The following is a 23046-nucleotide window of genomic DNA, read 5'->3' as shown; positions in this document are numbered from 1 at the left end:
GCGCATGAAAGAAAAACTGCTTGTATCAGCCTGTCTTCTTGGAGAGAAGGTAAGATACGACGGAAAAGGTTTTGAAATCGGAGAAATAGATCGGCTCAGGGAGAAATTCGAGCTGATTCCCATGTGTCCGGAAGTCCTGGGCGGGCTCTCTGTCCCCAGAGATCCTGCTGAGATAAGAAACGGTCTGGTACTGACCGTGAACGGGAAAGACGTGACGAAAAACTACGAGGAAAGTGCCTGGATCACCCTGGACTACTGCAGAAGAAACGGAATCACAAAAGCGGTTCTCAAAGCCAGAAGTCCTTCCTGCGGCAAAGACCGGATTTATGACGGTACCTACTCAGGCAGACTGATTGAAGGCCATGGTGTCGCCTGCAGACTGCTCATGGAAAACGGAATTGAAGTCTATACAGAAAATGAAATCGGAGGATTATGGAAATGACATTAAAGGAAGCGGCAGTGAATGCCAGAAAACTCATGAAGCCCCAGTGCAGAATGTGTCCCGAATGCGATGGCGTGGCATGCAGAGGAGAAGTTCCCGGCATGGGCGGAAAGGGAACCGGTTCAAGTTTCATGAGCAATTACAATGCGCTGAAAAAAATAACACTGAATCTCAAAACCATTCATGATGTGAAGGAACCTGTTCCTGAAACCGAGCTTTTCGGACAGATCCTCTCCATGCCGGTGATGCCGGCTCCTGTCACCGGTGTGAACATCAATATGGGAAACAAGGTTACAGAAGAAGACTATATCCGAGCTGTGATAAGAGGTTCAAAAAATGCAGGGATCATTCCTATGGTAGGGGATTCCGCATTCAAATCATTCATTGAAGACAACCTCAAAGTACTGAAGGAGGAATCCGTTTCCGGTATTCCGTTCATCAAACCCTGGAACAATGAAGAGCTTCTCTCAAGAATCGATCTTGCCATGACTTCAGCTCCTCTGGCAGTGGGTGTGGACATCGATGCTGCCGGTCTTGATACACTGAAGATGCATGGACAGCGCGTAGACCCCAAATCCCTCAGTGACCTTATGGAAGTGAAGGCGCATCTGAAGGTGCCTTTCATCATCAAGGGAATCATGACCGTGGAAGAGGCGAATCTCGCGGTTCTTGCTGGTGCAGATGCCATTGTGGTTTCCAATCACGGAGGCAGGATTCTGGATCACACACCATCCACAGCATCTGTTCTCAAGGACATCGCAGAGGCTGTAGGTGACCGCTGCAAGGTACTGGCAGATGGTGGTGTGCGAAGTGGTGTGGATGTATTCAAGCTTCTGGCTTTAGGTGCGGACGCTGTGCTTATCGGAAGACCCTTCGCCCAGTATGCCATCGGTGGTGGTGAGGAAGCGGTATCTCTTTATGCGCAGAAGATCTACAATGAACTGAGGGGAGCCATGCTCCTTACAGGATGCAGAGACCTGAAAGCCATCAAGGCATCCCAGGGAAAATGCATCAACGTCCCGGAATAAACGTTAAAGCAATAACGAAGGAAAGAATGATTATGAATATCGTGACACAGCAGGAGACAATTTAACAGGTTGGCGGTCCCATCCGGGAAGTTTTCACGGAATTTATATAGTTCTTTACCTTCAATTGATAATGTGCATAGGATATTTTATACTGAAAGAAGATGAGCCGGCGGGTTTCATCTTCTTTTTGAAATTCGCTGTATACGTTATCAGAACATTAAGGGGGAAATTATTTTGATTACCAGCTTGAAAGAAATCATAAGCCAGGCAAGAAATCAGAAAAAGCGCATCGCTGTGGCTTCTGCGGAAGATAAAGATGTACTGATCTCACTGTCTGAAGCGGAAAGACACAATATGGCCAGCTTTCTGCTCTTCGGTGATGCCCTGAAAATCAGGGAGACCATGGAAAAAAACAATCTTGTTTTCCGTCATGCGGAGATCATCGACGCGAAAACACCGGAAGAAGCTTCCTACATGGCCGCAAAAGCCGTTTCCGAGGGGAATGCGGATATTATCATGAAAGGCCTCGTGGACACCAAGGTGCTGCTGAAAGCGGTGCTCAGCAAGGAACTGGGACTTAGAGGAGATACGCTCCTGTCTCATGTGATGGTCTATGAGATGAAGAGTTATCATAAACTGATTCTTCTCACCGACGGCGGCATGGTCATGAAGCCCAGCGTGAAGGAAAAGGAAAACATCATCAGAAACGCCATGACACTGGGCGCCATATTCGATCTCCATCCTATGAAGGTTGCGGCACTCTCCGCTGTGGAAAAAGTGAATCCCAACCTGGAGAGCAGCGTGGATGCACTGGAACTTCAGAACCTGTTCAAAGGGGAGAAGGATGTCGTTGTGGAAGGACCCTTATCCTTCGATATCGCCATCTCGAAAGCATCCGCAGAGCATAAGGGCGTTTCAGGGGAAGTGCCTGGAGACGCGGATGTGCTTCTTGTGCCCGGTCTTGAAGCGGGAAATTTCCTGGGCAAGTCCTTCACCTACATGGCCGGTGCAGAAAGCGCAGGCATCATCCTGGGTGCAAAATGCCCGGTGATTCTCACATCACGTTCCGATTCCAGTGAAGCAAAGCTGAACAGCATCGCGCTGGCCGTAATGATGACTTTATCCAAGGGGGAAAAACAATGAAATCACTTATGACAGGTAATGAAGCCCTCGCAAGAGGTGCTTATGAGGCAGGAGCACATTTCGCTTCTGCCTATCCGGGAACTCCATCCACTGAAATACTGGAGAATCTGGCGAAATACAAGGAAGTCTACTCTGAATGGGCACCCAACGAGAAAGTCGGTATGGAAGCGGCTTCAGGGGCAGCCATCATGGGTGCAAGAGCACTGACCACCATGAAGCATGTGGGACTGAATGTGGCAGCAGATCCTTTCTTCACCATGGCCTACATCGGCGTCAATGGTGGACTGGTCATCATCAACGCTGATGACCCGGGGATGCATTCTTCCCAGAATGAGCAGGACAACCGCTACTATGCGCTCCATGCCAAAGTGCCCATGCTGGAACCTTCAGACTCCGAAGAATGCCGCATCTTCGTGAAGAAAGCGTACGAGATCAGTGAGGAATTCGATACACCGGTGCTTATCAGAACCACCACCAGAGTGAATCATTCCAAATCTCTTGTGAACCTGGAAGACAGAAAAGAAGTCGCCATAAAAGAATACAAGAAAGACAAGCTGAAGAATGTCATGACACCAGGCCATGCGCAGAGAAGACATCCCATCGTGGAAGACCGACTTGTAAGTCTAAGACACTACAACAATGCTTCCACCTTGAACATCATGGAGAAAAACGACAGCAAGCTCGGCATCATCACCTCAGGAATCTCCTATGCCTATGCCAGGGAAGTCTTCGGTGATACCGCATCTTATCTGAAGCTGGGTATGACTTTTCCGATTCCCACCGAACTCATCGAAGAATTCGCCAAGGACATGGAGGAGCTCATCGTCATTGAAGAGAACGAACCTTATCTGGAGAAGGAGATCAAAGCCATGGGCATCGCCTGCAGAGGCCGGGATGTGCTGCCCATCTGCGGAGAGCTGAACCCTGAAATCATAAGGGAAGCTTTCCTGGGAACGGAGAAGAAGGAAATGATTCTCATGGAATCGAAGTCTCCCACAAGACCTCCAGTACTCTGTGCAGGCTGTCCCCATAGAGGGTTCTTCAATGCACTGAAGACCGACAGAGACATCATCGCATCCGGTGATATCGGCTGCTACACCCTAGGTGCCATGGACCCCATCAATGTGACGGACACCGTCATCTGCATGGGCGCATCCATCTCCGCCGGAACAGGTATGCAGAAAGTCCTGGACATTCAGGGAAACACAAAGAAGAAAGTGTTCTCCTTCATCGGGGATTCCACGTTCTTCCACTCCGGCATCACTGGTCTTGTGAATTCCATCTACAACAAGATCCCTGTGGTCACCGTGATCATGGACAACCGGACCACGGGCATGACCGGGCATCAGGAGAATCCTGGAACCGGAAAGACCTTAATGGGTGAAGAAGCAGGGGACATCAACATTCCGATGCTGGTCCGCTCTTTAGGCATAAAGGATGAGAACATCAAAATCATCAATCCCTATTATCAGGACAAGGCGAAGGAAGTGATCAAGGAAGCCAAAGCAGCAACGGAGCCATTTGTCATCATCACACAGGAACCCTGTGCGCTTCTGAAGGATGTACAGATCCTTAGAAGAAATTCCTATGTGGAAATCGATCAGGAAAAATGCAGAAAGTGCAAGACCTGCGTTCGTACCGGATGTCCTGCCATCTACATCAAGGATGGAAGTGTATTCATCGACAGAGAAATGTGCAACGGATGCACACTGTGCTATCAGGTATGCCCGTTTGATGCAATCGAGAAGAAAGGGGATCTTGTCAATGCGTAAGGAAGCCAATATATTATTTGTAGGGGTCGGCGGACAGGGAACCATATCCGCCTCGAATCTTTTATCAGCTGCGCTCATTGATCTGGGTTATGATGTCAAGATGAGCGAAGTGCATGGCATGGCTCAGAGAGGCGGCAGCGTCTCCACTCAGGTCAGGTACGGGGAGAGGGTTCATTCTCCGCTCATAGAAAAGGGAACAGCCGACTACATCGTATCCTTCGAGAAAAGCGAATCCGGAAGGTGGCTTCAGTTTCTGAAGGAAAACGGCACCGTCATTTCCAGTGACCATGAAATCAGGCCCTATTCCGTCAACATGGGCAAAGAAGTCTATCCGGAGGAAATCATACTGAAATGAAGGAAAAAGGCTATGATGTGAAAGCAGTGGATGCACAGAGCAAAGCCATAGAACTCGGCAACGCCAAAGTGGCCAATATGATTCTGCTGGGCATTCTGGCAAAAGATCTGGGCATGGAGAAGGATCTTCTCGACAAGCTCATAGGCCAGTATTTCAAGCCCGCTCTGCAGGATGTGAACCTGAAGGCCATGGAACTGGGCTACAGCTTATAGAACCTCTCAAATAGTAAAGCAGGAGTCCCCTGATGGAACTCCTGCTTTTTCATTTTCTCATCCTTCCGCCCGATGCCTACAGGAACAGAGATACTGCGCTGTAGACCAGCAGCAGCGCCATGATGGTATTGATGAGCTTTCCCTTGTCTGAAAACAGTTTTCGAAACAGTGACCCGAACAGCGCCCACAGCACGGTGCAGAGAAAACCCACCACAGCCAGAAAGAAGGCGAATAGAAGAAGAATACCTGTTTCTCTGTAATGAGGCAGGATATAGGATCCCATGGCTGTGATGCTGTAGATGTAGAGCTTGGGATTGATGAACTGAAGGAGAACCCCTGGAAGAAACCTTGCTTCGGTCATCTTTCCGGTTCTGATCTCTTTTCCGCTGGTCATGATCTTGTAGGCCAGATAAAGAAGATACCCTGCACCAATGACAAGCATCACGGGCTCCGCCTTGGGAATATAACTGAAGAAAAGACTGGAAAACAGTGTGGAGAGCACCATGACCATGGTGGTGCCCAGGAAGATCCCCAGATTGAACGGATAGCTCTTTCTGAAACCCATCCTGCTGGCATGAGTCATGGACATGATGTTGTTGGGTCCTGGCGTAATGGCCGTGATGATGATATAGGTGAGAAAGGCTGCTACATTCATAAGGCTCCTCCAATACGACTACATTTCTATATCTCATTACTTTAGAACTTTTTGCACTTCCTGTCAAAACATTTCCGCGCTTTCATTCCGGAAGAAGGAGAGAAAGACGCTTCAGAAAGTCCGAGAACCTTCTTCCGGTCATAAAAAACCGAGAAGCATAAAGTGCTTCTCGGCTGATTTCATAAGATTGATTACTGGTTGCTTGCTTCCTTGGAGTCGATGGGTGTGGGTTCCGTCAGAACCAGATTGAAATCTGAAACGAATTTACTGTGTCCGTCAGCCAGCTCACTGAGCTTGGTCATGAACTGCTTCTTTTCCCAGAGCACTTTATCCTTCAGGGCACCGTATTTTGCAAGCAGATTTTCGATTCTTTCTTCTGCTTTTTCCGTTTTCTCTCTTTCCAGCTGCAGTTCCAGCTCCAGCTCTCTGTTTCTGATTTCCTGCTCCATGGATAGCTCTTCCAGGAACTGCTGGATGCTGCTGAATTCCTTTTTGAAACCACTGATCTGAAGATCGGAAAATTTCTTCTTCTCTTCAGAGAGATTCTCTTCCACTGCGATTCTCAGATTCTTTTCCTCATACAGTTTATTCCTGATGGCTTCATTGGATTTCTCCACTTCTTCCAGACGGCTTTGCAGAGCCTTGATTTCCTGACGCAGACTGAGACTGATTCTTTTCTCTTCATCTACCTGGGCATAAGCTTCCAGCTTCATCTGTTCGACTTTTTCATCAAGATACGTCGTATCGTTCTGGTTTTCAAGGTCCTCCACCTGGAGGTTCAGGAGTCTCATCTCCTCATTCAGTGCATAAATCCTCTCGGAGAGTTCATGACTCTTTTCCTTTTCCTGTACAAGCAGTGTTTCCAGAGCATCCTTCTCCGTGCGAAGTTCCATGATGGTCTCTTCGAACTTTCCGCCGCCTTCTTCCAGTCTCATGCTGTACTCGCTGAGAAGAGATTCATGGGAGAGGATGATGCCGTTTTTCTCATCCAGTTCTTCCAGAAGGGCGTCCATTTCCTGTTTCATCTCCAGGAGACGACTGTTCTGTTCGGATTTCAGAGTATGCAGTTCATTTTCAGCTGTCTGCTTATCCTGGGTCAGTTTCATGATGTTCTTTCTCAGATTCTGATCGCTGTTCTGAAAATTGCTGTTCATGGCATTGACAAAGTCGACGACCTCCGCCGGGTTGTACCCGCCGAACAGTTTCTTCTTGAATCTTGCCTTGAAATAATCCTCATTGTAGCTGTTGATGATTTCCGTCTTTTCAGTATGCTCCATTAATGCGCCCCCCACTATAGGTATATTTCTTCATATCCATAGAAACTCATGCATAATACTAGTTTATGTTTTAATATATTATATATTTTATAGGCTAGTACGTCAACAATAATCAATAGCACCTGGAAATTATGGGGGAAACTTTTCCGGATTTACTGCAGGATCCGTTATACTTCTTGTGTCTCAGACTCATGGAGTGCTTTCATGAAATCAAATTCGTTCATGATCTTTCTGAACCAGAAAGTGTACTTCTCAGGATTCTCGACCATATCCTTTTTCAGATCTTCCATGGAAATCCACCTGTAATCATGAACCTCTTCCTTGTTGATGTCAGGATTCTTGTCATACCTGCCGACAAAAACATGATCGTATTCATTTTCAGTGATGCCGTTGTCGAAACGGATCTCATAGGACATCTCATGAACGTGGGTCAGCTCTGTATCGAAACCCATCTCTTCGGGCAGTCTTCTGTGCACTGCAGAAACAGTGGTCTCTCCATATCGCGGATGACTGCAGCAGGTGTTGCTCCAGAGGCCAGGTGTATGGTACTTGGAAAGCGCTCTCTGCTGAAGCAGAAGCTCGTTCTTCTCATTGAACACGAATATGCTGAAGGCTCTGTGCTTCACTCCTTTAAGATGGGCCTCTTCCTTGCCCATGTATCCCTGAAAAGTGTCCTGTTCGTCTACGAGTATCAGTATATCTTCCATTTTTTCTATCTCCATTTCACTTCGAATATTTGGATTATTATAGCTGATATCTTCTCTTTCATCAAACGTTTCCTTTCATTCTTTTCATAAATATTAAGATGAATTTAAAATTTTTGGGATATATTCGTACTATTGATTAATAGAATTTCAGAATGTCGGTGGCACGCAATTATATTCCGTAAAATTTCTATCCGACATGCAAGGAGAATGCAATGAAAGAATACGAGAAAAGCACCATAGTGGATTTCAAGGAAGTGGACCGGTTTTTATACGTCAAACTGGATTCTCTGGTGCAGATGCTGAACACCACATCCATGTATCATACGGTAAGTCTGGGGCTTGCTCCGAACTATATGGAGGAGATGGGACTGGTCTGGGTACTCTACAGCTGGAAGCTGCATCTTAAGGAAGGGGATTATTATGCCCGAACACTTCGTTTCAGAACCTTCGCCCTTTTCCAGAAGGACATCTACTCCCACAGATACTTCTACGTGGTGGATGAAAATGGGAAAACCGTAGGATATGCGCTTTCTGTATGGATCGTCATAGACGGAGAAAAGAGGAAGATGGTGAAGATTCCGCAGCATGTCCAGAATGTGTATCATGATAAAATCGATCCTTCGCTTTCACCAGTACAGGATGAGATCGTTCAGGAAATTGATGCAAAACCCGTCAAGAAAAGAAGGAATCCCGTCTACACCCACGAAAAGCGCTTTGAAATCCGATTTCATGACATCGACAGCAACGACCATGTGAACAACACGGTCTATATCGGCTGGGCCATGGAATCTCTCACAACGGACCAGAATGAAACCTATCTTCTGGACTTTGTGCCGGAGGATCTTTCCATCGTCTACAAAAAAGAGAAGAGGCCTGGCGGGAATGTTCTGGTAAAGTCTATGCTGGAGGACAGATTCTCCTATCATGAAATCTATGATGAAGAGGACAATCTGCTGTCCATAGTGGAGCTGAAATGGAAAAGAAGAAGCTAGAGAAGCACTCCGGAAAGCATATCCTCAGAAAAACCCTTTTTGTCCTTACTGCCGTTTTCGTGCTGACTTTTGTGGTGGTGGAAGGACTCATCCTCTATCACGCCAACAGAACCAGTGATGAAAAAGCCGATGTCATCATCATCCTGGGTGCAAGACTCTATGGAAGAACTCCTTCTCCAGCCCTTTCGCATCGCCTGGACAGAGGATCTGCGTATCTGGAGAGTCATCCGGAAGCCATTGCCATCGTTTCAGGGGGAATCGGAAGAGGGGAAGAGATCACAGAAGCCGCAGCCATGAAAACCTATCTCATGGAGAAAGGCATTGACGAGAGAAGAATCCTCACGGAAGAAGGCTCTTTCAACACCTATGAGAACATCACCTTCAGCATCGCCATGCTGGAGAAGGAAATGCCGACTCTGAAACTGGAGGAGACGAAGTTCGGTATCGTCACCAGCAGTTTCCATGTCTTCAGAGGAACGCTCACTGCAAGAGAAAACGGACTGGATGCCTTCGGCATTCCTTCCACTACGCCACCCACCACGCTAGTGAAAGGATATCTCAGAGAATACCTGAGTGTACTGAAATATCTCATCATTGACCGAAACAGATGACCACAGCATCAAAAACAGCCTGAAAGCTTTTTTTCACAAGCTTTCAGGCTGTCTGTTTCTGTTTCCTTAATTCACTACTTTGATGTATTCCACTCTAGGGTCTTCCGTTCCCTGTACATAGAGTCCTGTCTTCTTCAGGTCATTGACATAGTTCACAATCTCTTCTGTGATGACTTCTCCTGGACAGAGCACTGGTATTCCTGGAGGGTAGGCCATCAGGAATTCGCCTGACACCTCCCCAATGCTGTCTTCAAGTAGAACAGACACCTTTTCCGCATTGAAGGCTTCTCTTGGAATCAGCACCTGCTTGGGAATGGATGGAATGTCTATGAAGTCGGGTTTGATCTGGTCCTTGTTCATGTACTCCTCGCTGATTTCCTTAAGGGCTGTGATGAGTTTATCCATATTCTCTCTTGTATCTCCGAAGCTTCCGACAGCCAGGGTGTTGTAGAGATCTGAGAGCTCCATCTGGATGTGATATTTATTGGCCAGGATCATATCCAGGTCGAATCCTGTGATGCCCAGATCTCTGCAGGTGATGCAGATCTTTGTGGGATCCAGGGCAAAGACACCGGGATTCCCCATAATCTCATTGCCGAAGCAGTAGAATCCATCGATCTTGTTGACCTCGCTTCTCAGATACTGCGCATTCTCGATGGCCTTATCCAGGAGCTCTTCACCATCCAGGGCTATCTGCTTTCTGGATGTGTCCAGAGATGCCAGGAGAATATAGGAAGGGGATGTGGTCTGCAGAAGATTCATGATCTGCTGCACTCTTGCCGCACTGACATATTTCGTTCTCACATGAAGAATCGACCCCTGCGTCATGGCACCGATGATCTTATGAGTGCTCTGTGCACAAAGATCTGCACCCGCCTGCATGGCAGACATGGGCAGCTTTTCGGAGAAAGCCAGATGGGGACCATGGGCTTCATCCACAATCAGTGGAATGTCATATTCATGGACGATTTCCGCGATTCTTTCCAGCTCCGTAGCCACACCGTAGTAAGTCGGATTGATGATGAGCACCGCCTTGGCATGGGGATTCTCTCTCAATGTCTTTTCCACGGTTTCAGGCGTCACGCCCTGGGCGATGCCAAGCTTTTTATCCAGCTCCGGCTGCATATAGACAGGAATCGCTCCGCTGAGAATGATTCCGGCAGTGATGGACTTATGGACGTTCCTGGGCACAATGATGGTATCCCCTTCACTGACCACGGACATGATCATCGCCTGTATTGCGCCTGAAGTTCCATGAATGGAGAAGAACGAAGCGTCGGCTCCGTAAGCATCGGCTGCAAGCTCCTGGGCTTTCTTGATCGGTCCTGTGGGATGGTGAAGCGAATCCACCAGCTGGAAAACCGTAACGTCTATCTTGAAGGGATTTTCCCCGATATACTTCTTGAAATTCTTTTCGATTCCTTCGCCTTTTTTATGTCCCGGTACGTGGAAGGGCACGGTATCCCGATCCACATATTCCATAAGGGCATCAAAAAGGGGAGTCTCATTCTGATTCAGCTTATACAACTTAACCGCCACCTTCTTTCCGTATTCTCCAGTTCACATGAAAATCTCATGTCAAAAATAACTATTTAATAATAGCATAATTCTTCTTTTTTACAATGAAAAATCTCAGTACTTCGTTACTTCCATTCTATTATATAATGACAATATTTTCATCTCATCTTTCGTAAACATTTTCCGTTTTTCCATAAACATCGGAGAAAGCGAGATAAATCTGTGAAATCTCATCAGGAATATATTATAATGTGAGTGAAGTATGCATAACAAAGGAGGAAATCATCATGTCCTATAAAGAAAAACTGCAGGAGTGGCTTGAAAGTGAATTTGTATCCGATGAATTCAAGGAAGAACTCAAGGCCATCACAGATGAAAAGGAACTGGAAGACAGATTCTACACCGAACTGGAATTCGGTACAGCCGGCTTAAGAGGAATTCTAGGTGCCGGAACCAATCGTATGAACATTCATACAGTGGGGAAGGCAACAGAAGGTCTTGCGAGGCATCTCACAAAGACAGTGGAGAATCCATCCTGTGCCATTGCCTATGACTCCAGAATCAAGTCGGACGAATTCGCTAAAGTATCCGCACTGATTCTCTGTGCACATGGCGTGAAGGTCTATCTTTATGATACACTGGCACCTGTTCCGCTGCTTTCCTTTGCGGTAAGACATTATGATACCAGCGCAGGGATCGTCATTACGGCATCTCATAACCCGCAGGCCTATAACGGGTATAAGGTGTACGGTTCCTATGGAGGACAGGTCACCGACGAGGAAGCGGACAAGATTCTTGCGGAAATCAGATCCATTGAAAAATTCGATGAAGTGGCAAACATGTCTGAAGAAGAAGCACTTGAAAAGGGCCTTCTACAGTATATCGGTGAAGATGTGCTGAAAACCTACATCGATTCCATCAAGACGCTTACGGTCAAAAAGGACATGCTGAAGGAAAATGCGGAAAATCTCTCCATCATCTATACACCGATTCATGGTTCAGGTAACATCCCTGTACGTCGTGTTCTGAAAGAACTGGGCTACACCAACGTACATGTGGTAAAGGAGCAGGAGTTCCCAGATGGAACTTTTCCCACCGCACCTTATCCGAATCCTGAAAATCCTCAGGTATTCGAACTCGCATTGAAGCTGGCCGAAGAAGTGCATCCTGACATCATCTTCGGTACAGACCCGGATGCGGACCGTGTAGGCGTCATCGTGAAGGACAATAAGGGAAACAATCAGGTGCTTTCCGGAAACCAGATCGGTATGCTTATCACATACTATCTCCTGAAAGCCATGAAGGAAGAGAATAAAGTTCCTGAAAATGGAGTCGTCATCAAGACCATCGTATCCACGGAAAGCGTCAGAAACATCACCGAGGACTTTGGTGTAGAGCTTCTGGATGTGCTCACAGGGTTCAAATACATCGGAGAAAAAATCGAAGAGTATAAAGAAACAAAGGAAAAAACCTTCCTCTTCGGATTTGAAGAATCCTTCGGTTACCTTGCTGGAACCTATGTACGAGACAAAGATGCCGTGGTGGCTTCCATGATTCTCTGTGAGATCGCAACCTACTACAAGACCAAAGGTATGACGCTCTATGATGCGCTTATTGAAATCTACGAAAAGTACGGATTCTTCCGTGAAGAGATCGAGTCCTTCACCAGGACCGGAAAAGACGGAAAAGATCAGATCAGAAAGTGCATCGAATACTTCAGAAACAATACACTTACCGAAATAGACGGTGTGAAAGCGCTATACAAGGAAGACTATAAGCTGAGAGAAAGAGTCGACATCAGAACCGGCGAAAAGACTCCCATCACGCTGCCTGAATCCAATGTCATCAAGTACATGTTCGAGGACGAATCCTGGTTTGTCGTGAGACCATCCGGAACAGAGCCGAAGATGAAAGCATACATGGCGGTGAAGGGAAGTTCTCTGGAAGATGCAGACCGAAAGCTTACACAATTCAAAACCGAAGTCATTTCCATTGTCAACAAAGGCTTCTAGAACCTGAGCCGAAATAGGAGGATCCATTGGATTACATCAATCATCTGAAATCAAACTTATCCGGTCTCATCTTTCTTGAGATCAATAAAAACATACTCATTGAACATTTTCAGATTCCTGAAATCAGAGAGACAGAGGAAGAACTTTTTCTTCCTCTGTCTCCTGAGTATATCGCAGAGAACATCAATGAGGATCTGACGAAAAACCTTCCCTTTGGAGAATTTGTCAAGGGGATGTATTATGTGGCAGGGGCAGATACGCAGTTCAACCAGATCGAGCTCTACAAAACCATTCTGAAGAAGATCGGTAGAGAGAGCGTCATCAAGGGACTCGTTTCCAAGCTCCTCAAGGAAGAGAAGGTTGAGGAAGCACTCATCTATCTTCTGGGGCTGTATCATGTCCATGGAGAAGCCGAGGTTCTCAAGAATGCTCTGGTGGTCCTGGAAGAACTGTCTCTCAAGACCACCATGTACAGAGAGGCTCTTCAGAAGTACGCGGAGGAAGCTGTTGCGCTGGGCATCAATGAAGGATATCTTTTCAAAGGGTCCGCACTGAGATTCAAGGATGACTTCGCCGGAGCGCTCCATAACATCAGAGAGTATCTGAGATTCGGTGGAGAAGAAACCAGCGAAATCACCGAAGAGATGGAATTTCTTGACCGGAAATCCAGAATTGTCGAGGGAGAAGAGATTCTCTACGATAATCCGGAGCGCTTTCTGGAACTGGTGCTGCCGCTGCTAAGCAGAGAGGAAGACAACCCCAGGCTGCTTCTGATGATCGCCATCGCCTACAGAATCCTGAAGAATCACGAAAAGGCCATCTTCTATCTGAATGATGCCTTAGCTGTTGATGAAGCCTACGTGGATGTTCTCAATGAACTGGGCATCAATTATGCGGCCATCGGAGACTATACGCAGGCTGTGAACTATTTCAGAACACTGTTTGAACAGGTCCGGACCATCGAGATTCTGACGAATCTCATCATGTGCTACATCAATCTGGGTGATCTGAAATCGGCGAAGGATCATATCGCCATCGGAGAACTCATGGACAGCGAGGATGAAATCCTTCTGGAAATCAAAGCTTATATGGACAAGCTTGAAGAAAAGAAGGAATAGAAATCGGGTTTTCCTCTATAATATGCAGTAGGGAATCCGGTTGACAGTCTCCGGATTATGACATATAATTATTTTTGAACGGATGTTCTTTATTTGGAGAACGACAGAATTTAACACACAAGGAGTGAATGATTTGGCTAATATTAATGCAGATAAAATGAAAGCTTTGGACGCTGCTATGAATCAGATTGAAAAACAGTTTGGTAAAGGTTCCGTAATGAAACTGGGTGCAGATTCCAAGCTTAACCTGGCTTCCATTCCAACAGGATGTCTGGGACTGGACATCGCACTTGGCATCGGTGGAATCCCCAAGGGAAGAATTATTGAAATATACGGACCTGAATCATCAGGTAAGACGACTGTAGCTCTGCATTGTATTGCCGAAGCGCAGAAGCTGGGCGGAATCGCCGCATTCATCGATGCGGAACATGCACTGGATCCTCAGTATGCGAAAAGACTGGGTGTGGATATAGACAATCTGCTTGTATCCCAGCCGGATACCGGAGAACAGGCCATGGAAATCGCTGAGGCGCTTGTAAGATCCAACGCCATCGACCTTGTCATCGTCGACTCCGTAGCCGCACTGGTGCCAAGAGCGGAAATCGAAGGAGAGATGGGAGACAGCCATATGGGTCTTCAGGCAAGACTGATGTCCCAGGCTCTGAGAAAACTTGCCGGTACCGTAAGCAAGACCCACTGCAGCATTCTCTTCATCAATCAGCTGAGAGAAAAAATAGGAGTCATGTTCGGTAACCCTGAAACCACCCCAGGTGGTCGTGCACTGAAATTCTATTCTTCCGTAAGAATGGACATCAGAAGAATCGATTCCATCAAGAGCGGAGACAGCGTCATCGGAAACAGAACAAGAATCAAGGTCATCAAGAACAAGGTCGCTGCACCATTCAAGATGGCAGAGTTCGACATCATGTACAATGGTGGTATTTCCAGAGAAGGAAATGTGCTGGATGTTGGTGTGAGTGAAGAGATCGTGGACAAGTCCGGAGCATGGTTCTCCTATGAAGGAACCAGACTTGGGCAGGGCAGAGAGAACTCCAAAACCTATCTTGCTGAAAATCCGGAGCTTCTTCTTGAAATCGAAAACAAAATCCGAGCGAAGTACGAACTTCCCCTGGCTAAGATGGCGGAAATCATCGAAGCAAAGGAAATCATTGCTGAAATTGAAGAAGAGGGAAAAGAAAAGAAAAAGAAATAATCTTCCAGTGAGACCGGTTCATCGAATCGGTCTCACTGTTTTTTTTGTCGGATCACCTGAAGTTCCTGCTGCAGAATCGATAGCTTTCCTTCTTTGAAAAGCCTGTCTTCATCCGCTTCACATGCACTTCGTGGAAAGGGTTCCATGAAGTGTGATTTTACTGATTAATACAAAAGGATTTATTTGACACTTATAATGGGATAAGATACAATAAATTTGTATTGGTTTATCAAAATTCACAGTGAGAATGATATGCACTTTCCAAGCTTTCACATTTAGCTATAAAAAATGACTAAAAAAGCAAGGGGGTGTAAATATGAGCACAGAACAAATCGCTATTATCGTAACAGGAGTTGTTACATTACTGGTGGTAGGTGCCATAATCTTATATTTATCTAATAGTAAATTGAAAAAAGCTAAGGAAATCCTTGGCGATGCGGAAAAAGACAGCAGGAGAATCCTTGAGGATTCAAAGAAAGAGGCGGAAGCCCTGAAGAAAGAAGCTTCTCTGGAAGCAAAGGATGAGGCATTCAAGCTGAAATCTGAAGCCGAAAAGGAAGTCAGAGAGAGAAGAAGCGAAGTCCAGAGACTTGAAAGAAGGACCATTCAGAAAGAAGAATCCTTGGACAAGAAGATGGAACAGCTGGAAAAGAAAGAGGAAATGCTCAATAAGAAGATTTCCGATCTGACTGTAAAAGAGAACGAAACGGAAGAGCTTCTGGCATCCAGAAGAACTGAACTGGAGAAAATCGCCGGTCTTACACAAGAGGACGCAAAGAAAGTGCTGATGGACGAAGTCAGAGGTGAGGTACAGAGAGACCTGACACTGATGGTGAAGGAAATGGAGTCCAGAGCAAAGGAAGAGGCGGACAAGAAGGCGAGAGAAATCATTACCACTTCAATACAGAGATGTGCAGCGGATCATGTATCTGAAACTACAGTACATGTGGTATCCCTGCCAAATGATGAAATGAAGGGTAGAATCATCGGAAGAGAAGGTAGAAACATCAGAACACTGGAAACTCTTACAGGCGTGGATCTCATCATCGATGATACTCCAGAGGCTGTAATCCTATCAAGTTTTGATCCTATCCGAAGAGAAGTTGCAAAACTGACACTAGAGAAACTGATTGTAGATGGAAGAATTCATCCTGCAAGAATTGAAGAGATGGTGGAGAAATCCAAGAAAGACGTGGAGAACGTGATCAAGGAAGAAGGCGAACAGGCTTCATTCGAAATCGGAATCCATGGAATTCACCCGGAACTGCTGAAACTTCTGGGAAGACTGAAGTTCAGAACAAGCTACGGACAGAATGTCCTCAAGCACTCCATAGAAGTCGCCAACCTGGCAGGCCTCATGGCTACAGAACTGGGACTAGACGTAACACTAGCAAAAAGAGCAGGACTGCTTCATGACATCGGTAAAGCCGTGGATCACGAAGTAGAAGGCGGACATGCACTGATTGGTGCAGATTTGGCGAAGAAGTATCATGAATCGGCACTCGTTGTAAATGCCATCGGAGCCCATCACGGAGATGTGGAGATGATGTCCATGGAAGCGGTACTCGTACAGGCGGCAGACGCAATTTCTGCAGCAAGACCTGGTGCAAGACGTGAAACTCTGGAAAACTACATTAAGAGACTCCAGAAACTGGAAGAAATTGCAAATTCTTACGAAGGCGTTGAGAAGTCATATGCAATTCAAGCTGGAAGAGAAATCAGAATCATTGTTAAACCTGATGTGGTTGATGATGCGGGCGCAATGCTGATGGCAAGATCCCTGGTCAAGAGAATAGAGGAAGAAATGGAATACCCTGGACAGATCAAGATCAATGTCATTAGAGAAACCCGATCTGTTGATTACGCAAAATAATCCGGAACCTGTAAATGGATTCGGTAATTGAATTTGAAAGTTAGAAAAGAGCAAGTCTTAGGACTTGTTCTTTTTCATTTAAGCTTCCTTGACCCTTCCATAAATACCTTCTATAATTGAAATAATCTTTGTACGTACATGTACAATACTATATGAAAGAGAGAAAGAATATGGCGACTTTTTTCCTTATGGTCATCTACGTGGCCTTCATCGGTCTTGGGCTTCCAGACTCCGCTCTTGGAGCATCCTGGCCTGCGATGCATCAGTCCCTTGGCATCCCCATCGAATACGCAGGCATTCTGTCGGTCATGACCACCGGTGGAACCATCCTTTCCAGCTTCATGAGCGGTCGCGTGACAAGACGCTTCGGTACAGGTAAAGTGACCCTCATAAGTGTGCTCATGACTGCCCTTGCCCTCATGGGCTTTTCTCTGGCACCTGGCTTCTACTGGCTTGTTCTTCTGACGCTTCCACTGGGTCTGGGTGCAGGATCCGTGGATGCAGCGCTAAACGGCTATGTCTCCTTGCACTATGAGGCGAAACACATGAGCTGGCTGCACAGCTTCTGGGGCGTAGGCGCGACCACAGGACCTATGATCCTATCCTTTTTTCTTCTGTCAAGCAGTGGATGGAGATCCGGGTACCGGGTGATATCAGCCATCCAGATCGGTATTGTTGTTCTTCTTTTCGTGACGCTTCCCTTATGGAAACGCTTCGACCTGAAAAACATCTCCGAGAGGGAAGAAGATCCGGAACCACCCCAGGCAGGCGGGAACATATACAGGATGAAAGGGGTCCGGTATGCCATTCTAAGCTTCTTCGCCTACTGCGCCGTGGAAATGACCATGGGCCTTTGGGGCTCCAGTTATCTTGTGAACTATAGTGGGTTCAGCGCTGAAACGGCAGCAAGATATACCTCTCTCTACTTCGGAGGCATCACAATGGGACGATTTCTCACCGGATTCGTCACCATGAAGTTTTCTTTCCGGTCCATCATACGCGGTGGCATCCTATCGATTCTCCTGGGCATTCTTCTGATCCTCTCCGGCGTCTCATTCCTGCTGTTCCCAGGCTTTCTGCTTGTAGGTTTCGGATGCGCACCGGTCTTCCCGGGGATGATTCACGAGACACCTGCACGCTTCGGAAAAGCTCATGCACAGACCATCATCGGTGCTCAGATGGCCTTTGCGTACATGGGCAGCACCTTTATGCCGGCACTGTTCGGTTTTCTTGCAGGCAGAGGGTACCTGTGGCTTTTCACACCCTATCTTCTGATCCTTCTGGCGCTGCTTCTTTTCTCTACAGAAAAGATCAATGCCATGATGAAGAAACGGAACACGCTACTCCAGCAGCATGAAAAAATCGTCTCCTGACAGGAGGAAAGGGTGAAGGAACATCGTCCTTCACGAAGGTGATCCTAATGAGTTACATCGATCTGCATATGCACTCGAATTACAGTGCCGATGGGGAATTCAGTCCCAGGAGGCTCATGGAAATGTGTCATCGGAAAAACCTGAAAGTGGTGGCTCTATCCGACCACAACAGTATCAAGGGGATTCCTGAAGCCATCCGCATCGCAAAAGGGTACGGCATTCATGTGATTCCTGCCATCGAGCTGGACTGCACCTATGATGAGGTGAACCTCCATGTGCTCGGGTATGGCATCCATGAAGATCCACGGTATGATGCCTATGAAGAGGATCTGGAAAGACAGGAAAGGGCTTCCGCGGATCAGCGGCTGGCTCTTCTAGAAAAACTGGGCATCATCTTCAGCAGAGAACGGATCCGGGAACTTTCCGGAGGCGGAATCGTAACAGGGGAGATCCTGGCCGAAGCGGCCATGGAACTGCCGGAGAACAGAAATCATCCGCTCATGATTCCCTATTTTGAAGGGGGAGAAAGAAGCGACAATCCTTATGTGAATTTCTACTGGGATCTCTGCGCCAAGGGAAAACCGGCCTATGTGCCCATCATCTATATGACTCTAGTGGAGGCCATCGCCCTGATTATGGATACAGGAGGAGTACCCGTACTGGCTCATCTGGGACAGAACATCGGGCTTGATGCTGCGCTCCTTGACGGAATCCTTTCTCAAGGCATTCCAGGCATCGAAGTCTACAGCAGCTACCATGACGAGAACACAACAGCCCATTACCTGAAGGAAGTCCGAAGAAGAGGACTGTTCTTCACTGCCGGAAGCGACTTTCACGGCAAGACCAAGCCTGCCATCGCACTTGGCGGCCATGGGAGCAGAGATCAGGAAGAGGAAATTCTTCAGGGACTTACCAGTCACCTGGAGTAAGAAACAATAGAGAATCTGAAGCAGCAGAGAACAGGTACCAGGCGGCCTGTTCTTTTTCATCTCTGGAATTCTCGAGACCACCACCAAGCATTCTTTCGTATCCGCGAATGAAAAGACCTGAAACGCCCATAGAGAAACGTTTCAGGTCATACTATATAGATTCCTTCTCTCTAACTCAAGGCATTACCATTGGAGATTCCAGAAGATAAGTGAGAAGATTGCTGATCCCATCTCCTGTGGCGGCGCTTACATGAAACACCTTATGACAGCCGGTCAATCTCAGCCATTTTTCAGCCTGATCCGGATCGGCATCTTCCAGGTCGATTTTCGTGACGATGCCGATGACTTCTCTGTTCACACAGGGTGCAACATTGGGCGGAAAAAGGGAATAGGTTTCCGTGGCACTGATGAGAAGTCCGATGACATCCGCCTCATAGGAGTACAGCGCAAGCGCCTGGGACAGATTTTTGTTCTCCGCATATTCACCAGGTGTGTCTATGATCACATCATGATAATTGATATACTGCGTTTTATGGTACGTTACTTTCTTTCCTTTCAGGGCCTGGGTCAGTGTGGTTTTGCCGGATTCACTCCGACCGACCAGTAGCATTCTTTTCATTGCGCTATGTCCTTGTCACGTCACAGATGGTGAACCCTAGAGCATTTCTAGCATAGTTCGTTATGGCTCTCATGGCGGATTCCACTTCTGAAATTTTACCGGTGATGATCAGTGTTCCACTGAAACGGTCCACAAACCCCAGATCAATGTTTGCTGTCTTGACAGCCAGGTCTCCTGCAATGATGGCTGTTTCACTGGGAGTCATGGTGATGATGCCGATGGACGATTTCTGATAATCCACATGAGGATTCAGTCCGAGCTTCTTGTAGATGATCTGATCCGGATTGGCGATGAGATGGGCCAGGGTGATCTGCTTTCCAGGTACCGTTTCCTGAATGATTCTCATTTTCTGATTTTTCTCTTCCATGAACTCACTCCTTTGCTTCCAACTTCATTATAAAATATTCCTCAGCGGAGATTATGACACTATTTTGCAGGATAGCTCTACAATTTTACTGTTTTTTCCTTTCCTCTTCACTGCTGAAACCGGAAACAGAATGCATCCGCATTGTTATTCACATTTTCTCCGCTTACGCCTGAAATCGATATGATACTTTCAGTGAAAGGCGCATTCCTCTGTCAGGATGTGAATCCCTCTTAATTTCGGAGAATCAGATTACATTTCATCCAGAATATGTTAAATTTAATATATAGAAAGAGGTGATGTAATGCTGAGTGATCTGCACATCCATACGACTTACTCGGATGGGGCATTTACACCTGATGAAATTATTGAAATGGCGAGGGAGAAAGGAATCCGCTACATTTCCATAACCGACCATGACACCATGGGCGCTTATGAGAACCTTCAGACGGATTACAAGGATCTTACGGTGATTACCGGTGTGGAAGTATCCACCTACTACAAAGGTCTGGAACTTCACATACTGTCTTATTTCCACGATCCTTTCAACAAACCGCTCCTGGCGCTTCTGGACCGCTTTAAGACCGACCGGATCGAAAGGTATCATAAAATCCTGAAGAACCTCGAAGAACTGGATATTCATCTGCCTGATGAAGCTCCACCGAAGGATTCCTACGGAAGAGCTCATATCGCGAAGCTTCTTATCGAACATGGGTATGTGAAGAACATCAAGGAAGCCTTCAATGTCTATCTGGACGTGGATAAGATCGCCTATGAGAAAAGATATAAGATCGATACACGCGAGGCGCTGAAAGCACTACGTGAAGCAGGAGGGATACCGGTACTTGCTCATCCCGGCGAAAAGCTCTATAACCTTCATTTCGAAGCACTGCTTACGGAATTGAAGGTCCATGGACTGCTGGGACTGGAAGTCTATCATCCTTCTCACAAGAAGGAGCTGACCAACAGATTCTATGCTCTGGCTAAAAAGCACAGAATGGTAATTTCAGGTGGAAGTGATTTCCATGGTCAACTGGACCTTAAAAAGAATTCATTCAATGACCGGCTTGGGCGTTATGGGCTCAATGACCATCTGATGATGAAACTCATCAGTTATAACCGCAATCTCAGAAAATCAAAATAAAGGACAATTCAAGGGGGAAAACATGAACTTTTCAGAAAAAGCAGGGAAACTTGCACCATCCATCACACTGGCCATCACAGCAAAGGCGAAGCAAATGAAGGCAGAGGGGAAAGACATCATCGGCTTTGGTGCCGGCGAACCGGACTTCAACACACCACCAAACATCATAGCAGCCTGCAAGAACGCTCTGGACGAAGGAAAAACAAAATATCTTCCAGCATCAGGTCTTGTGGAGCTGAAGGATGCCGTCATCGCCAAATTCAGCCGTGACAACGGACTGAACTACACAAGAGAGCAGGTGATCATTTCCACTGGAGGCAAGCAGTGCCTTGCAAACGGGCTAAGCGCACTCCTTAATCCCGGAGATGAAGTGCTCATCGCTAAACCATACTGGGTAAGCTATCCTGACCTTGTCCATCTGGCAGACGGTATTCCAGTCATTGTGGACACCAAGGAAGAAGACGACTATAAGTACACACGAGAAAACCTTCAGGCTGCATTGACACCCAGAACGAAGGTGATCATTCTGAACAGTCCGAACAACCCTACCGGGACCATCTACTCGAAGGAAGAGCTGCAGTCCATTGCGGATTTCTGCAGAGACAATGACATCTTCATCATCTCCGACGAAATCTATGAGCCGCTCATCTATGGAGAGGAGAAGCATTATTCCATCGCTGGGCTCAGTGAAGAGACCTACAGCAGAACACTTGTGATCAACGCGCTGTCCAAAGCTTATGCCATGACAGGATGGAGACTCGGTTATGCCGCAGGACCAAAGGATCTCATAAAGATCATGTCCAATATCCAGAGTCATACGACCTCAAACTCCACATCCTTTGTCCAGTATGCGGCAGTGGAAGCACTGAGCGGCGATCAGAGCTTCATTCCGGAGATGAACAAGGAGTTCAAAAGCAGAAGAGATTATATGATTGAGCGCGCCGAAAAGGTGGAGGGACTGAAGTACATCTATCCCAAAGGTGCATTCTATCTCATGGTGGATATCAGAAACTACCTGGGCAAAAGCTATAAAGGAAAAGTCATAGAAAACTCTCTGGACTTTGCAGACAGTCTTCTCAGCGACCATCAGGTGGCGCTGGTTCCAGGCTCCGGATTCGGACTGGAAGGGTTTGTGAGACTATCCTATGCCATCAGCAAGGAATCCATCGGAAAGGGATTTGATCGTATCGAAGAATTTCTGTCTCAACTTTCATAGGAGGGAAGAAAATGAAAATGAAATGTGAACTCTACATGCCTGTGGCTGGAGAAATCATCCCTCTGGAGGAGGCAAACCACTACCTGAAAGATGATCTGTTAGGTGGCATGGGTGTATGCATCATTCCAGACGGAGATATCTTCTTTGCACCCGTATCTGGTGAAGTGGTTCTTGTTTCCGACAACCTCAATGCCGTCGCCATCAGCACGAAAGAAAAGCTGACCATCCTCCTTCATGCAGGTCTTGATACGGCGAAGCTTGAGGGCAGAGGTTTTGCAACCTATGTCAAAGTGGGTGATCAGGTAACGGTAGGAGATAAGCTTCTTTATATGGACCGGGATTACGTGGAACTGGATGCGAAAATCACGACACCGATCATCATCACCACGCCGGAAAAAGTGAAGGATCTGTCCATCAATTATGAGGCTACCGGGGCATTTGTAAAATTCGCAGAAATCTCTCTTTAGGATTTA

Annotated in this window: 23 protein-coding genes; 17 read left to right on the top strand and 6 right to left on the bottom strand. The window is 46.8% G+C overall.

The window, feature by feature from the left end:
- Positions 1 to 4: 4 nt before the first annotated feature.
- The 6 genes from ACHAL6_RS04850 to ACHAL6_RS04825 all read left to right on the top strand — a co-directional run bounded on the left by ACHAL6_RS04850 (position 5) and on the right by ACHAL6_RS04825 (position 4952).
- On the top strand, positions 5 to 442 hold the full coding sequence (locus ACHAL6_RS04850) for a DUF523 domain-containing protein (protein WP_395269115.1): 438 nt from the start codon (positions 5 to 7) through the stop codon (positions 440 to 442).
- Positions 439 to 1470: an alpha-hydroxy-acid oxidizing protein gene (locus ACHAL6_RS04845; RefSeq protein WP_395269130.1), complete on the top strand. Its 1032-nt coding sequence runs from the start codon at positions 439 to 441 to the stop codon at positions 1468 to 1470. The genes ACHAL6_RS04850 and ACHAL6_RS04845 overlap by 4 nt, the downstream gene beginning before the upstream one ends.
- A 234-nt stretch (positions 1471 to 1704) precedes the next feature.
- Positions 1705 to 2613, top strand: a complete 909-nt coding sequence (locus tag ACHAL6_RS04840; RefSeq protein WP_395269114.1) for a phosphate acyltransferase — start codon at positions 1705 to 1707, stop codon at positions 2611 to 2613.
- A complete protein-coding gene (gene iorA, locus ACHAL6_RS04835; protein WP_395269113.1) occupies positions 2610 to 4385 on the top strand; it encodes an indolepyruvate ferredoxin oxidoreductase subunit alpha in 1776 nt (591 codons plus the stop codon). The genes ACHAL6_RS04840 and iorA overlap by 4 nt, the downstream gene beginning before the upstream one ends.
- Complete coding sequence (locus tag ACHAL6_RS04830; RefSeq protein WP_395269112.1) at positions 4378 to 4740, top strand: indolepyruvate oxidoreductase subunit beta; 363 nt, start codon at positions 4378 to 4380, stop codon at positions 4738 to 4740. Before iorA ends, ACHAL6_RS04830 begins: the two co-directional genes overlap by 8 nt.
- Positions 4737 to 4952: a 2-oxoacid:acceptor oxidoreductase family protein gene (locus ACHAL6_RS04825; RefSeq protein WP_395269111.1), complete on the top strand. Its 216-nt coding sequence runs from the start codon at positions 4737 to 4739 to the stop codon at positions 4950 to 4952. The genes ACHAL6_RS04830 and ACHAL6_RS04825 overlap by 4 nt, the downstream gene beginning before the upstream one ends.
- A 76-nt stretch (positions 4953 to 5028) precedes the next feature.
- Here ACHAL6_RS04825 and ACHAL6_RS04820 read toward each other — a convergent pair whose 3' ends face one another.
- The 3 genes from ACHAL6_RS04820 to idi all read right to left on the bottom strand — a co-directional run bounded on the left by ACHAL6_RS04820 (position 5029) and on the right by idi (position 7591).
- Positions 5029 to 5607: a LysE family transporter gene (locus ACHAL6_RS04820; RefSeq protein WP_395269110.1), complete on the bottom strand. Its 579-nt coding sequence runs from the start codon at positions 5605 to 5607 to the stop codon at positions 5029 to 5031.
- A 191-nt stretch (positions 5608 to 5798) separates the two neighbouring features.
- A complete protein-coding gene (locus ACHAL6_RS04815; RefSeq protein WP_395269109.1) occupies positions 5799 to 6884 on the bottom strand; it encodes a hypothetical protein in 1086 nt (361 codons plus the stop codon).
- Between the two features lie 167 nt (positions 6885 to 7051).
- Entirely contained in the window at positions 7052 to 7591 is a 540-nt protein-coding gene (gene idi / locus ACHAL6_RS04810) for an isopentenyl-diphosphate Delta-isomerase (RefSeq protein WP_395269108.1), read from the bottom strand.
- Positions 7592 to 7803: 212 nt separating this feature from the next.
- Between idi and ACHAL6_RS04805 the strand changes: the two genes are divergently transcribed.
- Together ACHAL6_RS04805 and ACHAL6_RS04800 are read left to right on the top strand one after the other, a co-directional pair.
- Positions 7804 to 8583 (top strand): acyl-[acyl-carrier-protein] thioesterase, encoded by a 780-nt coding sequence (locus ACHAL6_RS04805; RefSeq protein WP_395269107.1) that lies wholly within the window; start codon positions 7804 to 7806, stop codon positions 8581 to 8583.
- Positions 8565 to 9194, top strand: coding sequence for a YdcF family protein (locus ACHAL6_RS04800; protein ID WP_395269106.1), 630 nt, complete (start codon positions 8565 to 8567; stop codon positions 9192 to 9194). Before ACHAL6_RS04805 ends, ACHAL6_RS04800 begins: the two co-directional genes overlap by 19 nt.
- 66 nt (positions 9195 to 9260) lie before the next feature.
- Here the strand turns inward: ACHAL6_RS04800 and ACHAL6_RS04795 are convergent, their stop codons facing one another.
- Positions 9261 to 10721, bottom strand: coding sequence for an aminotransferase class I/II-fold pyridoxal phosphate-dependent enzyme (locus ACHAL6_RS04795; protein ID WP_395269105.1), 1461 nt, complete (start codon positions 10719 to 10721; stop codon positions 9261 to 9263).
- A gap of 278 nt (positions 10722 to 10999) precedes the next feature.
- On the opposite strand from ACHAL6_RS04795, the gene ACHAL6_RS04790 reads away from it, so the two are divergent.
- The 6 genes from ACHAL6_RS04790 to ACHAL6_RS04765 all read left to right on the top strand — a co-directional run bounded on the left by ACHAL6_RS04790 (position 11000) and on the right by ACHAL6_RS04765 (position 19230).
- Entirely contained in the window at positions 11000 to 12724 is a 1725-nt protein-coding gene (locus ACHAL6_RS04790) for a phospho-sugar mutase (RefSeq protein ID WP_395269104.1), read from the top strand.
- A gap of 26 nt (positions 12725 to 12750) precedes the next feature.
- On the top strand, positions 12751 to 13842 hold the full coding sequence (locus ACHAL6_RS04785; RefSeq protein WP_395269103.1) for a tetratricopeptide repeat protein: 1092 nt from the start codon (positions 12751 to 12753) through the stop codon (positions 13840 to 13842).
- 133 nt (positions 13843 to 13975) lie between these two features.
- The gene (gene recA / locus ACHAL6_RS04780; RefSeq protein ID WP_395269102.1) at positions 13976 to 15055 is read left to right on the top strand and encodes a recombinase RecA; all 1080 of its coding nucleotides are present in this window, start codon (positions 13976 to 13978) and stop codon (positions 15053 to 15055) included.
- Between the two features lie 316 nt (positions 15056 to 15371).
- Positions 15372 to 16928, top strand: a complete 1557-nt coding sequence (gene rny, locus ACHAL6_RS04775; RefSeq protein ID WP_395269101.1) for a ribonuclease Y — start codon at positions 15372 to 15374, stop codon at positions 16926 to 16928.
- Between the two features lie 170 nt (positions 16929 to 17098).
- Positions 17099 to 18301 (top strand): MFS transporter, encoded by a 1203-nt coding sequence (locus ACHAL6_RS04770; RefSeq protein WP_395269100.1) that lies wholly within the window; start codon positions 17099 to 17101, stop codon positions 18299 to 18301.
- 47 nt (positions 18302 to 18348) lie between these two features.
- On the top strand, positions 18349 to 19230 hold the full coding sequence (locus ACHAL6_RS04765; RefSeq protein WP_395269099.1) for a PHP domain-containing protein: 882 nt from the start codon (positions 18349 to 18351) through the stop codon (positions 19228 to 19230).
- Positions 19231 to 19405: 175 nt separating this feature from the next.
- On the opposite strand, the gene ACHAL6_RS04760 is transcribed toward ACHAL6_RS04765, so the two are convergent.
- Both ACHAL6_RS04760 and ACHAL6_RS04755 read right to left on the bottom strand, forming a co-directional pair.
- Complete coding sequence (locus tag ACHAL6_RS04760) at positions 19406 to 19849, bottom strand: EutP/PduV family microcompartment system protein (RefSeq protein WP_395269098.1); 444 nt, start codon at positions 19847 to 19849, stop codon at positions 19406 to 19408.
- A gap of 4 nt (positions 19850 to 19853) precedes the next feature.
- The gene (locus ACHAL6_RS04755; RefSeq protein ID WP_395269097.1) at positions 19854 to 20216 is read right to left on the bottom strand and encodes a BMC domain-containing protein; all 363 of its coding nucleotides are present in this window, start codon (positions 20214 to 20216) and stop codon (positions 19854 to 19856) included.
- Between the two features lie 301 nt (positions 20217 to 20517).
- Between ACHAL6_RS04755 and ACHAL6_RS04750 the strand changes: the two genes are divergently transcribed.
- From ACHAL6_RS04750 to ACHAL6_RS04740, 3 genes are read left to right on the top strand one after another with little or no spacing between them, the layout of a single operon-like run.
- A complete protein-coding gene (locus tag ACHAL6_RS04750; RefSeq protein WP_395269096.1) occupies positions 20518 to 21357 on the top strand; it encodes a PHP domain-containing protein in 840 nt (279 codons plus the stop codon).
- A 22-nt stretch (positions 21358 to 21379) separates the two neighbouring features.
- Positions 21380 to 22573 carry a pyridoxal phosphate-dependent aminotransferase gene (locus ACHAL6_RS04745; protein ID WP_395269095.1) on the top strand — a complete coding sequence of 398 codons (1194 nt, stop codon included), beginning with the start codon at positions 21380 to 21382 and terminating at the stop codon, positions 22571 to 22573.
- Between the two features lie 11 nt (positions 22574 to 22584).
- Positions 22585 to 23040: a PTS glucose transporter subunit IIA gene (locus ACHAL6_RS04740; protein WP_395269094.1), complete on the top strand. Its 456-nt coding sequence runs from the start codon at positions 22585 to 22587 to the stop codon at positions 23038 to 23040.
- Positions 23041 to 23046: the final 6 nt, after the last annotated feature.

The sequence above is a fragment of the Proteiniclasticum sp. C24MP genome (genome assembly GCF_043951855.1).
Lineage (GTDB): Bacteria > Bacillota > Clostridia > Clostridiales > Clostridiaceae > Proteiniclasticum.
Note: the sequence above shows the minus strand (reverse complement) of the source record. Positions and strands in the feature narration are given on the sequence as shown.

Coding starts and splice junctions, on each gene's coding strand:
- iorA (WP_395269113.1), top strand. CDS start 2,610: ATGAAATCACTTATGACAGGTAATGAAGCCCTCGCAAGAGGTGCTTAT.
- ACHAL6_RS04800 (WP_395269106.1), top strand. CDS start 8,565: ATGGAAAAGAAGAAGCTAGAGAAGCACTCCGGAAAGCATATCCTCAGA.
- ACHAL6_RS04755 (WP_395269097.1), bottom strand. CDS start 20,216: ATGGAAGAGAAAAATCAGAAAATGAGAATCATTCAGGAAACGGTACCT.
- idi (WP_395269108.1), bottom strand. CDS start 7,591: ATGGAAGATATACTGATACTCGTAGACGAACAGGACACTTTTCAGGGA.
- ACHAL6_RS04825 (WP_395269111.1), top strand. CDS start 4,737: ATGAAGGAAAAAGGCTATGATGTGAAAGCAGTGGATGCACAGAGCAAA.
- ACHAL6_RS04765 (WP_395269099.1), top strand. CDS start 18,349: ATGAGTTACATCGATCTGCATATGCACTCGAATTACAGTGCCGATGGG.
- ACHAL6_RS04845 (WP_395269130.1), top strand. CDS start 439: ATGACATTAAAGGAAGCGGCAGTGAATGCCAGAAAACTCATGAAGCCC.
- ACHAL6_RS04760 (WP_395269098.1), bottom strand. CDS start 19,849: ATGAAAAGAATGCTACTGGTCGGTCGGAGTGAATCCGGCAAAACCACA.
- ACHAL6_RS04805 (WP_395269107.1), top strand. CDS start 7,804: ATGAAAGAATACGAGAAAAGCACCATAGTGGATTTCAAGGAAGTGGAC.
- ACHAL6_RS04830 (WP_395269112.1), top strand. CDS start 4,378: ATGCGTAAGGAAGCCAATATATTATTTGTAGGGGTCGGCGGACAGGGA.
- ACHAL6_RS04745 (WP_395269095.1), top strand. CDS start 21,380: ATGAACTTTTCAGAAAAAGCAGGGAAACTTGCACCATCCATCACACTG.
- ACHAL6_RS04820 (WP_395269110.1), bottom strand. CDS start 5,607: ATGAATGTAGCAGCCTTTCTCACCTATATCATCATCACGGCCATTACG.
- ACHAL6_RS04770 (WP_395269100.1), top strand. CDS start 17,099: ATGGCGACTTTTTTCCTTATGGTCATCTACGTGGCCTTCATCGGTCTT.
- ACHAL6_RS04850 (WP_395269115.1), top strand. CDS start 5: ATGAAAGAAAAACTGCTTGTATCAGCCTGTCTTCTTGGAGAGAAGGTA.
- ACHAL6_RS04740 (WP_395269094.1), top strand. CDS start 22,585: ATGAAAATGAAATGTGAACTCTACATGCCTGTGGCTGGAGAAATCATC.
- ACHAL6_RS04815 (WP_395269109.1), bottom strand. CDS start 6,884: ATGGAGCATACTGAAAAGACGGAAATCATCAACAGCTACAATGAGGAT.
- rny (WP_395269101.1), top strand. CDS start 15,372: ATGAGCACAGAACAAATCGCTATTATCGTAACAGGAGTTGTTACATTA.
- ACHAL6_RS04790 (WP_395269104.1), top strand. CDS start 11,000: ATGTCCTATAAAGAAAAACTGCAGGAGTGGCTTGAAAGTGAATTTGTA.
- ACHAL6_RS04750 (WP_395269096.1), top strand. CDS start 20,518: ATGCTGAGTGATCTGCACATCCATACGACTTACTCGGATGGGGCATTT.